Genomic DNA, 15542 nt, shown 5'->3' with positions numbered 1-15542 from the left:
CCCGAGCCCTTGCCCTCCTCCGCCGCGCCCGGAACCGTCACCGGAGACGACCCCGGAACCGACCTGCAGGAGGAGACCCGATGACCGCCGTCCAGGAGCCGCGCACCAGCGCGAGCCACCCGCTGGCCCCGACCACGGAGGCCGAGGTCACCGCCGTCCGCGAGGTCCTCGTCGCGGCCGGGCTGCTCACCGAGCACGTCCGCTTCGCGTTCTTCGCCCCCGAGGAGCCGCCCAAGTCCGAGGTCCTCGCCCACTCCGACGGCGCCGCCGTCGACCGCAGCTTCCGCGCGGTGCTGCTGGACCTGGGCACCGGCCGCTCCCACGACACGGTCGTCTCGGCCACCCGGCGCGAGCTGGTCTCCTGCCGGGAGCTGGAGCCCGAGCGGGAGGGGCAGCCGCCGATCATCGACTCGGAGTTCGAGTTCATCGAGGACGTCCTGAACGCCTCGCCGGACTGGCTCGCCGCGCTGGAGAAGCGCGGGCTGGAGCCCGCCTCGGTGCGCGCGGTGCCGCTCTCGGCCGGCGTCTACGGCATCCCCGGGGAGGAGGGCCGCCGGCTCGCCCGCGCCTTCGGGTTCCGTCAGGACCACGAGGCCGACCACGCCTGGGCCCACCCCGTCGACGGGCTCGTCGCCTACGTCGACCTGACCGCCCGCACGGTCGACCGGGTGATCGACACCGGCGTCGTGCCGGTGCCCGCGACCAGCGGGAACTTCGACGACCCTGCCGTGCAGGGCGAGCACATGACCTCGCTGCGGCCGATCGAGATCACCCAGCCCGAGGGCCGCTCGTTCACCGTGCAGGACGGTCGCGTCCGCTGGGGCAAGTGGGAACTGCGCGTCGGGTTCAACGAGCGCGAGGGCCTGACCCTGCACCAGATCGCCTTCGACGACCGCCCGATCTGCTACCGCGCCTCGGTCGCGGAGATGGTCGTGCCCTACGCCGACCCGGCGCCGGTGCGGTTCTGGCAGAACTACTTCGACTGCGGCGAGTACATGTTCGCCCGCTACGCCGACTCCCTGCAGCTGGGCTGCGACTGCCTCGGCGACATCCACTACCTCGACGCGGTGGTCGCCGACGACCTCGGCAACCCGCGCACGATCACCAACGCCATCTGCCTGCACGAGGAGGACCACGGCGTCCTCTGGAAGCACACCGACATCTTCACCGGCGCCCGCGAGGTGCGCCGCCAGCGCCGCCTGGTGATCTCCTTCTTCACCCCGATCGGCAACTACGACTACGGCTTCTACTGGTACCTCTACCTCGACGGCACCATCGAGCTGGAGTGCAAGGCGACCGGCATCGTGTTCACCTCGGGCACGCCGGGCGAGTACGCCACCGAGGTCGCCCCGGGCCTGGGTGCGCCGTTCCACCAGCACCTGTTCTCGGCGCGGCTGGACATGACCGTCGACGGCACGGCGAACGCCGTCGAGGAGGTCGAGGCGGTCCGTGTGCCGATGGGCGAGGGCAACCCCCACGGCAACGCGTTCGCCCGGTCGGCGACCCGGCTGACCCGCGAGTCCCACGCCCAGCGGGACGCCGACCCGGGGTCGGGGCGGGTCTGGCACGTCGTCAACACCGAGAAGACCAACACGCTGGGACGCCCGGTCGGCTACGTCCTGCACCCGCACGGGCAGCCCACGCTGCTGGCGGACCCGGCGTCGTCGATCCACGCGCGGGCGACGTTCGCCTCGAAGGCGCTGTGGGTGACCCGCTACCACCCGGCGCAGCGCTACCCGGCCGGTGACTTCGTCAACCAGAACCCGGGTGGGGACGGGCTGCCGTCCTGGGTGGCAGCGGACCGCGACCTCGACGGCCAGGACGTCGTGTTGTGGCACACCTTCGGGCTGACCCACTTCCCGCGCCCGGAGGACTGGCCGGTCATGCCGGTCGACCACACCGGCTTCGTGCTCAAGCCGGCCGGGTTCTTCGACCGCAACCCCACCCTCGACGTCCCGCCGGCGCCGACGAGCTGCCACTGACCGCCCCCTCCCGGCCGGCGCCGCCCAGGTCGTCCCGCCGCCGCACGGGTTCGGGCCCGTGCGGCGGCCCCGGCACCCGTGCGGCGCGCGCGGGTGCCCGACGACGGGCGGGGTGTGACGACGGCGCCGGGCCGGGCGGGGCGCGGCGGTGGCGGACTAGGGTCGGTCCCGACCACTCCACCCCGTCGCACCAGGAGGAACCCCGTGGCTCTCGCCGCCGGTGACCAGATCCCCGACGTCACCCTGATGACCCCGTCCGCCGAGGGGCCGAAGCCCGTGCAGAGTGCCTCGGTGCTCGGCACCGGCACCGTCGTGCTGTTCGGTGTGCCCGGCGCGTTCACCCCGGCCTGCTCCGACACCCACCTGCCCGGCTTCGTCCTGCGCCGCGACGAGCTCAAGGCCAAGGGCGTCGACACCGTGGCCTGCACCTCGGTCAACGACGCGTTCGTCCTGGAGGCCTGGGCCGAGTCCCGCGGCGCCGGCGACGCGGTGCTCATGCTCGCCGACGGCAACGGCGACTTCGCGAAGACCGCCGGCCTGGACATGGACGGCTCGTCGTTCGGGCTCGGCACCCGCTCGAAGCGCTACGCCGCGATCGTCACCGACGGCGTCGTGCGCTGGATCGGTGTCGAGGACGTCCCGTCCTCGGTGGACGTCTCCGGCGTCGAGTCGGTGCTCGCGCAGCTCTGAGGTTCCGGGCCGACCGGCACGCGGGCCTACACTGGCCCGCGTGCCGAAGGTCCTGGGCTCGCTCGCCACGCACCGCGAGCAGGTCCGTGAGCGCGTGTTCGACGCGCTGCGTGTGCAGCTCTACGAGCGCGGCTTCGACACGGTGACCCTGTCCGGGGTCGCCTCGGCCGCCGGTGTGGGGCGTTCGGCGCTCTACAACCACTTCCCCGACCGCCAGGCCCTGCTCGTCGCCTTCGTCGAGCACGAGGCGCAGCGCTACGTCGCCGACCTCGACGCCGCGCTGGCCGATGCGCCGGGCCCGCGTGAACGCCTCGCCACCTTCGCCCGGCTCCAGCTGCGCCGCCTCGCCGAGTTCCACCTCCCGCCCGGCCAGGCACTGGCCGGCGCGCTCGACCCGGCCGCCTACCGCCGGATCGCCGCGCACGCCGACCCCATCGGGGACCGCCTGGTGGCGGTGCTGCGCGAGGGCGCGGCCGCGGGCTGCATGGTCGACGACGACCCCCGGGTGCTCGCCGTCGTCGTCGCCGGGGCGCTGTCGAGCAGGCGGATCGTCGACGTCGACCCGGCCGATCTCGACGCCACGGTGGAGACCGCCGTCGCGGCCGTGCTGCGAGCGGTCTCGACGGTTGCGCGCGACTGAGGCTAGCCTTACTCGCGTTCGCGCCCTAGCATCGTGATCTGACACGGTGTCAGATCCGGCGCCGTGCCGTCGCACCAGACGTCACGTCACGGGAGGGCCGATGGCCGCCACGACCCCCATCGCGGGCACGCTGTCCGCCGATCTCAGCCAGGCCACCTGGGCGGTGCACGAGCGGGCGCACCAGTGCAGCTACTTCGGGGCACTGTTCGACGGCGCCCTCCCCCTGGACGCGTACACGCTGCTCGCCGAGCAGTACATCGCGATCTACACCGCGCTGGAGGCGACCGGGGACGTCCTGGCCGCCGACCCGGTCGCGGCCCCGTTCGTCATCGATGAGCTCCGCCGGGTGCCCGCGCTGCACGCCGATCTCGACGCACTGGGCGGCGGGGTCCCGCGAGTCCTGCCCTCGACGGCGGCCTACGTGGCGCGGCTGCGCGAGACCGCGGCGGACCCGGCGCTGTTCGTGGCGCACCACTACACCCGCTACCTGGGCGACCTGGCCGGCGGCCAGGTCGTCGGGAAGATCCTGCAGCGCACCTACGGCATCGACGGGCCGGGGCGGCTGTTCTACGACTTCACGGCCCTCGGCAATCCCTCGACGTTCCGGGCCCGCTACCGCGCCCTGCTCGACGAGGCCCCCTGGACCCCGGCGCAGCGCGAGCGGCTGCTCGCCGAGGCGGTGCACGCCTTCGAGCTGAACATCGCCGTGCTCACCGAGATGGCGCAGGAGGTCGGGCTCGGGCAGCCGCTGGCGTCCTGAGCCGGAATCGGGGGAACTAGGATCGACGCCCGTCCCCCGACCACGATCCCAGGAGTGTCCCGGTGTCCAGCCCCGGCATCGACCCGGACGAGCTCGCGACCGCGCTGAAGGTACTGGCCCAGGTCGACGAGCTGCCACCCGAACACCCCGACGCCGTGGTCGTCCGGCGGGCGACCGCCGGGATCTGGAAGTCGGTGCGGCTGCGGCGTCGCGCGGAGAAGCGCCAGGCCGAGAAGTCCTCCGACGAGGCCGTCACCGCCGCCACCGCGACCGGCGCGGCCGGGCGCATCGACGACGAGACCGCCGGGATCCCGCTGGTGTCGACCACCCCCGGCGCGACCGCGGGGACGCTGCACCGCGCCCGCGGCTGCTACGTGTGCAAGACGCGCTACACCGTCGTCGACGCCTTCTACCACCAGCTGTGCCAGGACTGCGCCGCCGCGCACCGCGCCCACCGCGAGGCCCGCACCGACCTGACCGGGCGCCGCGCACTGCTCACCGGCGGCCGCGCCAAGATCGGGATGTACATCGCGCTGCGGCTGCTGCGCGACGGCGCGCACCTCACGATCACCACCCGCTTCCCGCGTGACGCCGCCCGCCGCTTCGCCGCGCTGCCCGACTCCGGGCAGTGGCTGCACCGGCTGCGGGTGATCGGGGTGGACCTGCGCGACCCGGCCCAGGTCGTCGCGGTCGCCGACGAGGTCGCTGCCGCCGGCCCGCTCGACATCCTGGTGAACAACGCCGCACAGACGGTGCGCCGCTCCCCCGGCTCGTACTCCGCGCTGGAGGCGGCCGAGCAGGAGGAGCTGCCCGCGGGCGAGCTGCCGGAGATCGTGTCGTTCACCAGCGCCTCGCGCGAGCACCCGGTCCTGCTCGCCGGGGCGGTCCCGGGCGGGCGCGACCTGGCCGCGCTGGCGACGACGGCCCGTTCGGCGTCGCCGGAGCGGATCGCCGACGGCACCGCGGTCGACGCGGGCGGGCTGCTCCCCGACACCGCGGCGGTCAACAGCTGGGTCGACCACGTCCAGCACGTGGACCCGCTCGAGCTGCTCGAGGTGCAGCTGTGCAACCAGACGGCGCCGTTCGTGCTGGTCTCGCGACTGCGCCCGGCGATGGCGGCGTCGAGCGCACGCAACAAGTACGTCGTGAACGTCTCGGCGATGGAGGGCGTGTTCGGCCGCGGCTACAAGGGCCCCGGGCACCCGCACACCAACATGGCCAAGGCCGCGCTGAACATGCTGACCCGCACCAGTGCCGGGGAGATGTTCGCGACCGACCGGATCCTGATGACCGCGGTGGACACCGGCTGGATCACCGACGAGCGGCCGCACCCGATGAAGCTGCGCCTGGCCGAGGAGGGGTTCCACGCCCCGCTCGACCTCGCCGACGGCGCCGCCCGGGTCTACCACCCGATCGTCGCCGGGGAGTCCGGCGAGGACCTGCACGGAGTGTTCCTGAAGAACTACCGCGTGTCGTCCTGGTAGAGGGGTCCGGCCGTCCCTGTCGGGGGTCGCCGCTACCGTGCGGTCCGTGCTGGAGATCCATCGGGCCGAACGCGCCGACACCCTCGTGGAGGCGCTCGCCGACGTGCTGGCGGTCGGCTCGGGTGACCCGTTCGCGGCCGAGACCGTCGCGGTCCCCGAGCGCGGGGTGGAGCGCTGGCTGGCCCAGCGGCTGGCACACCGGCTCGGTGCGGGGCCGGGCAGCGGCGGGGTCTGCGCGAACGTCCGGTTCCCGGCCCCGGCCGCGCTGCTCGGCGGGGTCGTCGCGCACGTCACCGGCACGGACCCGGCGACCGACCCGTGGTCGCCCGGCCGGTCGGTGTGGACGCTGCTGGAGCTGATCGACGACGCCGTCGCCACGTCCGGGGACGACCGGTTCACCGCCCTGGCCGCACACCTGGAGCGTGGTGGGCACGGCCGCCGCTACGCGCTCGCCCGCACACTGGCCGGGCTGTTCGGCTCCTACGCCACCCACCGCCCCGAGCTGCTGCGCCGCTGGCGCGCCGGGGAGGACGCGGTGCCCGCCGACCTGCGGTGGCAGCCCGAGCTGTGGCGGCGCCTGCGCACGGCGCTCGGGGTCCCCGGTCCCGCCGAGCGGCTCGACGAGGCGGTGGCCCTGCTGCGCGGGGGCGCCGACCCGGGACCGGAGGTGGGGCCGCGGCTGTCGTTGTTCGGCCCGACCCGGCTGGCCGCCGAGCACCTGGCCGTCCTGGAGTCCCTCGCGGCGCACCGGGAGGTCCACCTGTGGCTGCCGCACCCGTCGCCGGTGATGTGGGAGGCGGTGCGCGCCGGGCGTTCGCCGGGGGTGCCGTCGCGTGCCACCGACACCAGCGCCGAGGCGGTCCGTCACCCGCTGCTGCACTCGCTCGGCCGCGACACCCGGGAGCTGGCGCTGCGGCTGCCCCCGGCCGGGCCCACGGTGGCCGACACCCACCACCCGGCCCCCGCCGACGCCGGCCCGCCGACGCTGCTGCGCCGCCTGCAGGCCGCGCTGCGCGACGACGCCGTGCCGCCCGCCCCCGCGGACCGTCCGCTGCTCGACCCGGCCGACCGCAGCGTCGCGCTGCACTCCTGCCACGGCCCGGACCGGCAGGTGGAGGTGCTGCGCGAGGTGCTGCTCGGGCTGCTCGCCGCGGACCCGGACCTGGAGCCGCGCGACATCATCGTCATGTGCCCGGACATCGAGGTGTTCGCGCCGCTGATCACCGCCTCCTTCGGTCTCGCCCCGGACGCGGACACCCCGGACGGCGCGGGCCCGTCCCGCGAGGAGCTGCACCCCGGGCACCGGCTGCGGGTGCGCCTGGCCGACCGGGCGCTGCGCCAGGCGAACCCGCTGCTGGGCACCGTGTCGTCGCTGCTGGAGCTCGCCGGGTCCCGGGTCAGTGCCTCCCAGGTGCTCGACCTGGTCGCCTCCGCCCCGGTGCGGCGCCGCTTCCGCTTCGACGACGACGCGCTGGAGCGGCTGTCCGAGCTGGTCACCGCGGCCGGGGTGCGGTGGGGGCTCGACGCCGCGCACCGCCGGCCCTACCGGCTCGAGGGGATCGGGCAGAACACCTGGCGGGCCGGTCTGGACCGGATGCTCGTCGGCGTCGCGATGGCCGAGACACCGGGCGCCCCGGCCTGGCTGGGCACCGCGCTGCCGCTGGACGAGGTCGACTCCTCCGACGTGGACCTGGTCGGGCGGCTCGCCGAGTTCGTCGACCGGCTCGCGACCGTGCTCGGTGCGCTGCGCGGGCCGCAGCCGCTGTCGGCGTGGGTGGACGCGCTGGTCGAGGGGCTGTCGGCGCTGACCGACACCACCCCGACCGACGCCTGGCAGGCCGGGCAGGCGCGCGCGGAGCTGGCCGACGTCGTCGCGTCCGCGGGGCCGCAGGCCGCCACCGTCGACCTCGACCTGCCCGACGTGCGCGGTCTGCTCGCCGAGCGGCTGCGCGGTCGGCCCAGCCGGGCGAACTTCCGGACCGGCACGCTGACCGTCGCGACGCTGGTCCCGATGCGGGCCGTCCCGCACAAGGTGGTGTGCCTGCTGGGCTGCGACGACGGGGTGTTCCCCCGCGCCGGCGCCCCCGACGGGGACGACGTGCTGGCCCGGGACCCCGTCGTCGGCGAGCGCGACCCGCGCGGGGAGGACCGCCAGCTGCTGCTCGACGCGATCTGCTCGGCCACCCGGCACCTGGTCGTGGTGTCCTCCGGCGCCGACGAGCGCACCGGGGCCGACCGACCGCCGTCGGTACCGGTCGGGGAGCTGTGCGACGCGATCGACGCCTGCGTGCGGACCACCTCCGGCACCCCCGCCTCACGGGCGCTGCGGGCCCGGCACCCGCTGCAGCCCTTCGACCGGCGCAACTTCACCCCCGGCGCGCTGCTGGCCGACGGGCCGTTCAGCTTCGACCGGGCCGCGCTGCGCGGCGCCGAGGCCGCGGCCGGGCCGCGCACCGTGAACCCGCTGTTCGGCGCGGACCCGCTGCCCCCGCCGGAGGACCCGCCGGACGGGGTGGTCGAGCTCGACGAGCTGGTCGCGTTCGTCGAGCACCCGGTGCGGGCGTTCCTGCGCCAGCGGGTGCGCGTGCTGCCGCCGGAGGAGAACGTCGAGCCCGACGACGCGCTGCCGGTCGAGCTCGACGGGCTGGCCACCTGGAAGATCGGTGACCGGCTGCTGACCGACCGGCTCGCCGGGGCCGCACCGCAGGCCGTGGCGCGGGCCGAGACGCTGCGCGGGGACCTCCCACCCGGAGGGATCGGCCACCGGGTCCTCACCGAGGTCGGCGGGCAGGTCGAGCCGCTGGTCGCCGTCGCCGCGTCGGTCGCGACCGGCGAGGCGGGCTCGCAGGACCTCGTCGCGCAGCTCACCGGCACCCCCGAGGACGGCCGCGCCGTCGCCGGGACGGTGCCGGGCCTGCACGGCGACGTCGTGGTGCGTGTCGAGTACTCGCGGCTCAAGGCCAAGCACCGGCTGCGGGCCTGGGTGCAGCTGCTCGCGCTCACCGCCGCACACCCCGGCCGGTCCTGGACGGCGGTGACCGTCGGCCGCGGACCCGGCGGCGCCGCCCGCTCGGTGCTCGGCCCGGTCGACCCCGGCCTGGCCCGTCGCACCCTGGCCGACCTGGTCGCGCTGCGCCGCGAGGGGCTGCGGGCGCCGCTGCCGCTGCCGACCGACGCCGCCGCCGTCTACGCCCGCAACCGCGCCCGCGGCGTGGTGCCCGCCAACGCGTTCGCCGCGGCGGAGAGCGAGTGGTCGCGCTTCGAGCACGCCGAGGCCCCGCACGTCTTCGTCCGGGGCGGTGCGGGCGGCCCACTGGTCGTCCGTCCCGAGCCCGGCTCCGGCGGTGAGCCCACCCGGTTCGGGGAGCTCGCCGTCCGGTTGTGGGTACCGCTGCTCGACCACGAGAGGCAGGACGCGCCGTGAGCACCACGAGCCTGCTGTCGGCACCGACCTTCGACGTCGACGGCCCGCTGCCGACCGGCACCGTCGTGCTGGAGGCGAGCGCGGGGACGGGCAAGACCTACACGATCGCCGCGCTCGCGACCCGCTACGTCGCCGAGGGCGTCGCCGACCTGGACCGGCTGATGCTGGTCACCTTCGGCCGCGACGCCACCCAGGAGCTGCGCGAGCGGGTCCGGGAGCGGCTGGTGGGCACCGAGCGTGCGCTGGCCGCGGTGCTCGCCGGCGCCACCCCGCCGACTCCCGACGCCGACCCGGTCGTCGCGCACCTGGCCGCCACCGACCCGGCCGAGCTGGAGCGGCGCCGGGCCCGGCTGGCCGTGGCCTCGGCGGCGTTCGACGCGGCCACGATCGCCACCACCCACCAGTTCTGCATGCAGATGCTGGCGGGGCTGGGCGTGGCCGGGGACAACGACCCGGACGCGGAGTTCGTCGACCACGTCGACGACGTCGTCACCGAGGTCGTCGACGACTTCTACGTGCGCAAGTACGCCGCACCGAACGCGGGCCGCCCGGCGTTCGACCGGGCCGCGGCGCTCGCGCTGGCCCGCCGCGCCGTCGGCGACCCGCAGGCCGAGCTGGAGCCCCGCGACGCCGACCCGACCACCCCGGCCGCCACCCGCTACGGCTTCGCCTCCGCGGTGCGCCGCGAGGTCGACGCCCGCAAGCGGCGCGCCCGCATCTACAGCTACGACGACATGCTCACCCGCCTCGCGACGGCGCTGCGCGACCCGGTCCGCGGCCCCGCCGCCCGGGAACGGCTCCGGTCGCGGTTCTCGGTGGTGCTCGTCGACGAGTTCCAGGACACCGACCCGCTGCAGTGGGAGATCCTCTCCCTGGCCTTCCACTCCGCCCCGGGGACCACCCTGGTGCTGATCGGCGACCCGAAGCAGGCGATCTACGCCTTCCGCGGCGCCGACGTGCACAGCTACCTGCGGGCCGCCGACGCGGCGGCGACGAAGCGCACCCTGTCGACGAACCGCCGCAGCGACGCCGCGCTGCTCACCGCGCTGGACGGGGTGTTCGGCGAGGCCACCCTCGGCGACCCCGGGATCGTCGTCCACCCGGTCCGGGCCCACCACACCGGGCGGCGGCTGACCGCCCGGCACGACGCCCCGCTGCGGCTGCGGCTGGTCGACCGGGACCGGCTCGACCTGACCGGGCGCGGCCTGGCCCGGGCCAAGGGCGCCCGCGCGGTCGTGGCCCGCGACGTCGCCGTCGACCTGTCGCAGCTGCTCGACGGCACCGCCCGCTTCGCGGGGGACCAGCTGCGCCCCGGCCAGGTCGCGGTGCTGGTACGGACCAACGCCCAGGGCCTGCTGGTGCGGGACGCCTGCGCCGAGGCCGGGGTGCCCGCCGTGCTCACCGGCACCAGCAGCGTGTTCACCACGCCGGTCGCCGCGGAGTGGCTGACGCTGCTGGAGGCCGTCGAGCAGCCGCAACGCTCGATGCGGCTGCGCGCCGCCGCGCTGACCCGGTTCGTCGGGCACACCGTCGCCGACCTGTGCGGGCCCGACGCCGAGGGACTGGTCGACCAGCTCGGCGCGGACCTGCGGGCCTGGCACCAGGTCCTCGCCGAGCGCGGGGTCGCGGCGCTGCAGGAGGCGGTGTTCGCCCGCTACGCCCCCGCCGAACGCCTGCTGCGCAGCCCCGACGGCGAGCGCGACCTCACCGACGTGCGCCACGTCGGCCAGGTGCTGCACTCCGCGGCGCTGGAACGACACCTGGGCCCGACGGCCCTCACCGAGTGGCTGCGGCACCGGATCGGCGAGGCCGCCCGCGACACCTCGGCCGAGCGGAGCCGGCGGTTGGAGTCCGACGCCGACGCCGTCCAGATCGTGACGGTGCACCGGTCGAAGGGGCTCGAGTTCCCGGTGGTGTACCTGCCCTTCGCGTGGGACCGCTGGGTCGACGACCGGCCCGAGACGCTGCTCTACCACGACACCCCGCCCGGCTCCGACGGTCCGCGGCGGCTGCTCGACGTCGGCGGGTCCACCGGCCCGGACCGCACCCGGCGCACCGCGCTGCACCAGGCCGAGGAGGCCGGCGAGGACCTCCGCCTGCTGTACGTGGCACTCACCCGCGCCTGCAGCCAGGTCGTCGCCTGGTGGGTCCCCGGGGCCACGACGGCGGCGTCGTCGCTGCACCGGGTGCTGTTCGGGCACGCCGGGCCCGGCACGGATCCGGAGCCGACCGCGAAGGTCCCCGGGGACGCGAACGCGCTGGCGTTCCTGCGGGAACGGCTCGCCCCGGCCGGCGCGTCGGTGGAGACCGTGAGCGACCGCGACCCCGTCGAGCGCACACCGGTCCCGCCGGACGCCGAGCCGGCCGTCGCGACGTTCGCCCGCACCCTGGACACCGCGTGGCGGCGCACCTCCTACACCGCGCTGACCGCGGCGGCGCACGCCGCGCACCACCCGCACCCGGCCGTCGACGCCGAGCCGGAGCCGGTCGCGACCGCACCCGGGGTGCTGACCGAGCCCGAGGACGAGGGCATCGTCGACGAGCCCGACGCGGCTCCGCTCCCCGGTGCCGGCGGGGGCATCGCAACGGGCGCCGCCGATCCGGCCACGTTCCCCTCCCCCATGGCCGACCTGCCCTCGGGCACCGGGTTCGGCACCCTGGTGCACGCCGTGCTGGAGCACCTCGACACCACCACCGCGGCCGGGGGCGACACCGCGCTGCGCGCCGAGGTCGTCGCGCACGTCACCGAGGAGCTGCGCCACCAGCCGGCCGACCTCGATCCCGACGAGCTCGCCGACGCGCTCGTCCCGGTGCTGCGGACCCCGCTCGGGCCGATCGCGTCCGGGCTCGCGCTGGCCGACATCGCCCCGGGCGACCGGCTGTCCGAGCTGGACTTCGAGCTGCCGTTGTGCGGCGGTGACACCCCGACCGGGCGGCTCACCCTGTCCGGGCTGGCCGCCGCGGTACGCAGGCATCTCGGGCCCGACGACCCACTGCACGGCTACGCCGACCTGCTCGACTCCCCCGACCTCGCCGGGCAGCCGCTGCGCGGCTACCTGACCGGCAGCATCGACTCGGTGCTGCGGATCCGCGACGGGGCCGGGCAGCGGTACCTCGTCGTGGACTACAAGACGAACTGGCTGGGCCCGACCGGCCCGTCCGGCCGCGACCCGCTGACCGCGGCGCACTACACCGCCGACCGGCTGGCCACGGCGATGGCCGACGCGCACTACCCGCTGCAGGCGCTGCTGTACGCCGTCGCACTGCACCGCTACCTGCGGTGGCGGCTGCCCGGCTACGACCCGGACACCCACCTCGGCGGGGTCGGCTACCTGTTCCTGCGTGGCATGTGCGGGCCGGACACCCCGGTCACCGGGTCCGGGCCGCTGGCCGCGCCCTGCGGGGTCTTCGCCTGGCGGCCACCCGCCGCCCTGGTCGAGGAGCTGTCGGACCTGCTGGACGGAGGCACCCCGTGACGACGACCGCACACTCCACCCCGGCAGCGACGGCAGCACCGACGGTGCCACCGGCCCCCGAACGGGACCCGTTCGGCCCGCGGGCCGCCCGCACCGCGACGGGGGTGCTCGCCGCGTTCAACGAGGCCGAGATCCTCGCACCGGGAGACATCCACGTCGCCCGGCGGCTCGCCGCCCTCGGCGGGCGCGGCGACCCGACCGCCGCCGCCGATCCGGCCACCGCCGAACCCGAACCCGTGGTGCTGGCCGCCGCGCTCGCCGTCCGCGCGATCCGCAACGGCTCGGTGTGCGTGGACCTGGCGAGCGCCGCGGACACGACCGCCGGCGAGGGCGAGGTCGCCGTCGACGTCTCCGGGCTGCCCTGGCCGGAGCCCGCGGTGTGGCGCGCAGCGTGCGCGGCGAGCCCGCTGGTCGCCGTCGGCGAGGACGGTCCGGCCGGACGGCCGCTGCGCCTGCTCGGGGACCTGCTCTACCTGGAGCGCTACTGGCAGGAGGAGGAGCTGGTCCGGCGCGAGTTCACCGCGCGCGCCGGACCGGTGGCGGCCGTCGACCCCGACCGGCTGTGCGCGGCGCTGGACCGCCTGCTCGGCGACCCCGGCGCCGAACGGCAGCGCCTCGCCGCCGCGGTCGCCGCGCTGCGACCGGTCGCCGTGATCGCCGGTGGCCCCGGCACGGGCAAGACGACGACGGTCGCGGCGCTGCTCGCCGTCCTGCACGACCTGCACCGCGCGACCGCCCCGCCGGGGGCGCCGGCTCTGCGGGTGGCGCTCGCCGCGCCGACCGGGAAGGCCGCGGCCCGGCTGACCCAGTCCGTCGCCGAGGCCCACGGGCGGCTGCCGGAGACCGACCGGGCCGCCGTCGCGGGGGCGACCGCGTCGACGCTGCACCGGCTGCTGGGCTCGCGGGGCACCTCGGGCCGGTTCCGCCACCACCGCGGCAACCGGCTGCCGCACGACGTCGTGGTCGTCGACGAGACGTCGATGGTGTCGCTGACGATGATGGCGCGGCTGCTGGAGGCCGTCCGCCCCGACGCCCGGCTGGTGCTGGTCGGGGACCCGGACCAGCTCGCGTCGGTGGAGGCCGGCGCGGTGCTCGGCGACCTCGCCGCCGCGGGCGGCCGGGCCGAGCCCGCGCTGCAGGACGCACTGGCCGCCTGCGGCGCGTTCCGCGTGGACCGGCCCGTCCCGGCATCCGGTACCGCGGGCACCCCGGCGCCCGCCGAGCCCGGACCACCCGTCGCGGTGCGCAACGGGGTGGTGCGGCTGGAGCGCAACTGGCGCTTCGGTGGCACGATCGCGGACTTCGCGGCCGCCGTGCAGGACGACGACGCCGACACCGCCGTCGCCCTGCTGCGTCGCGGCGCCGCCGACCTGTCCTTCGTCGACGGCGACGCGGCCGAGATCGAGCCGTCCCGGCTGGACACCTTCCGCCAGGACGTGGTCCGGGCCGCGGTGGACGTGATCGGGGCGGCCGATGCCGGGGACTCCGCACGGGTGCTGCGGGTGCTCGACGACCACCGCGTCCTCTGCGCGCACCGCCGCGGCCCGCACGGGGTGGCCCGCTGGACCGCGGAGATCGAGCGGTGGATCGAGACCGAGCGTCCCGGATTCGCCACCGAGGCCCCCTGGTACCCGGGGCGTCCGTTGCTGGTCACCACGAACGACTACGACCTCGGGCTGTTCAACGGCGACACCGGGGTCGTGGTCCGGACCGGGTCCGGGCGCCGCGCGGTGTTCGCCCGGGACAACTCCTCGGTCGCGTTCGAGCCGGCCCGGCTCGGTGGTGTCAGCACCGTCCACGCGATGACGGTGCACCGCAGCCAGGGCAGCCAGTTCCGGCGGATCACCGTCGTGCTGCCGCCCGCGGACTCGCCGCTGATGACCCGTGAGCTGCTCTACACCGCCGTCACCCGGGCGAAGGAGGCCGTGCGGATCATCGGCACCGAGGAGGCGGTGCGCGCCGCGATCGGCCGCCCGGCCGGGCGTGCGAGCGGCCTGCAGCAGCGGCTCGGGACCTGAGGTCCCGGGTCACGCCGGCGCGGGCACGGCTCACGCGGCCGGCGGGGCCTGCTGCTTCTGCTTGCGGCCCGCCTGCACCGAGACGAGCACCACCAGTGCCAGGCTGATCCACAGTGCGTACTTGTCGATGGCGAGCACCACGTCGACGGCGTGCTGCCCGAGCCCGAACCCGAGCCCGGCGACGAGTCCGGTGATCAGTGCGGCACCGATCGCGTCGAACAGCAGAAAGGTCCAGAGCCGCATCTTCCCCAGGCCGGCGACGGCGAACACCGCCGCGGCGGGGATGCCGGGCAGCGCGGACGCGACGACGGCGATCGGCATCGCCCAGCGCGGCCAGCTGCGGATCCGGCCGACGAACCGCTTCGCGAGGTCACCGGGCGCCCACAACGCGACGATCTTCTCGCCCCACCGGCGCCCGGCCAGCCAGAACAACCAGTCGAACTTGATCATCCCGAACACGCCGGCGGCGATCACGGCCCACAGGTCCGCCTCACCGATCCGGGCGAACGCCGCGCCCGCGCCGACCGCGGAGAGGCTGCCGGTGACCGCGGCGAGCCACACCGGGTGCGACGCCAGCAGGAACGGCCGCAGCGGCATCGTCGCCAGCATGAATACGAGCAGGCCGAGGGTGGAGAAGACGAGCACCTTGTCGCCGCGCGACATCGGGTGGTCCCACGGCATCGCGTCGCGCCAGGCCTGCTTGCCCGCCTCGATCTCCTCCGGGCTGTAGTCGCGTCGCCACCACCGTGTCCGTGCGGGGGCCTCGCCGTCCCCGCTGGGGGCCGCTCCGTCCGCGGGGGGCGCGAGCCGCTCCCCGGCGTGCGCGCCCGGCACCGCGGTCGCCACGCCGTCCGTGCCGGCAGTGCCGGCGGTGCCGCCGGTGCCGTCCGTGCGGTCCGTGCCGTCGGTGCCGCCGTCGGTGACCGGCCCGCCCCCGTGCGCGGCCCGCCCGGTGTGGTCGTTCGTCATCGTCGTCCCCTCGTCCGATGGCGTTCCCTCGGCACAGGACCCTAGGCCGGACGGGGTCCTGTCCGAATCCGCAGGGAGGACGACATGCCCACCGCCCCG

General features: G+C 76.0%; 9 protein-coding genes. 8 read left to right on the top strand and 1 reads right to left on the bottom strand.

Annotated features, from left to right (window positions below; all coding sequences use genetic code 11):
- The first annotated feature begins 80 nt into the window (after positions 1 to 80).
- The 8 genes from Ae331Ps2_RS21110 (at position 81) to recD (ending at position 14474) form a co-directional block, all read left to right on the top strand.
- Positions 81 to 1982: a primary-amine oxidase gene (locus Ae331Ps2_RS21110; protein WP_075306877.1), complete on the top strand. Its 1902-nt coding sequence runs from the start codon at positions 81 to 83 to the stop codon at positions 1980 to 1982.
- Between the two features lie 204 nt (positions 1983 to 2186).
- Positions 2187 to 2672 carry a peroxiredoxin gene (locus Ae331Ps2_RS21105; RefSeq protein WP_060712110.1) on the top strand — a complete coding sequence of 162 codons (486 nt, stop codon included), beginning with the start codon at positions 2187 to 2189 and terminating at the stop codon, positions 2670 to 2672.
- 40 nt (positions 2673 to 2712) lie between these two features.
- Entirely contained in the window at positions 2713 to 3312 is a 600-nt protein-coding gene (locus Ae331Ps2_RS21100) for a TetR/AcrR family transcriptional regulator (RefSeq protein ID WP_075306879.1), read from the top strand.
- A 100-nt stretch (positions 3313 to 3412) separates the two neighbouring features.
- Positions 3413 to 4072 carry a heme oxygenase (biliverdin-producing) gene (locus Ae331Ps2_RS21095; RefSeq protein WP_075306881.1) on the top strand — a complete coding sequence of 220 codons (660 nt, stop codon included), beginning with the start codon at positions 3413 to 3415 and terminating at the stop codon, positions 4070 to 4072.
- Between the two features lie 62 nt (positions 4073 to 4134).
- Positions 4135 to 5556, top strand: a complete 1422-nt coding sequence (locus Ae331Ps2_RS21090; protein ID WP_170917053.1) for an SDR family NAD(P)-dependent oxidoreductase — start codon at positions 4135 to 4137, stop codon at positions 5554 to 5556.
- Between the two features lie 46 nt (positions 5557 to 5602).
- The gene (gene recC / locus Ae331Ps2_RS21085) at positions 5603 to 8980 is read left to right on the top strand and encodes an exodeoxyribonuclease V subunit gamma (RefSeq protein WP_075311928.1); all 3378 of its coding nucleotides are present in this window, start codon (positions 5603 to 5605) and stop codon (positions 8978 to 8980) included.
- Positions 8977 to 12456 (top strand): UvrD-helicase domain-containing protein, encoded by a 3480-nt coding sequence (locus Ae331Ps2_RS21080; RefSeq protein WP_212611726.1) that lies wholly within the window; start codon positions 8977 to 8979, stop codon positions 12454 to 12456. The genes recC and Ae331Ps2_RS21080 overlap by 4 nt, the downstream gene beginning before the upstream one ends.
- On the top strand, positions 12453 to 14474 hold the full coding sequence (gene recD / locus Ae331Ps2_RS21075; protein WP_212567644.1) for an exodeoxyribonuclease V subunit alpha: 2022 nt from the start codon (positions 12453 to 12455) through the stop codon (positions 14472 to 14474). Before Ae331Ps2_RS21080 ends, recD begins: the two co-directional genes overlap by 4 nt.
- A gap of 30 nt (positions 14475 to 14504) precedes the next feature.
- Here recD and Ae331Ps2_RS21070 read toward each other — a convergent pair whose 3' ends face one another.
- The gene (locus Ae331Ps2_RS21070; protein ID WP_233147573.1) at positions 14505 to 15443 is read right to left on the bottom strand and encodes a DedA family protein; all 939 of its coding nucleotides are present in this window, start codon (positions 15441 to 15443) and stop codon (positions 14505 to 14507) included.
- Positions 15444 to 15542 lie beyond the last annotated feature (99 nt).

Origin of the sequence: Pseudonocardia sp. Ae331_Ps2 (genome assembly GCF_001932405.1) — a bacterium.
Taxonomy (GTDB): domain Bacteria; phylum Actinomycetota; class Actinomycetes; order Mycobacteriales; family Pseudonocardiaceae; genus Pseudonocardia.
This window is presented reverse-complemented; position numbering and strand designations above follow the sequence as displayed.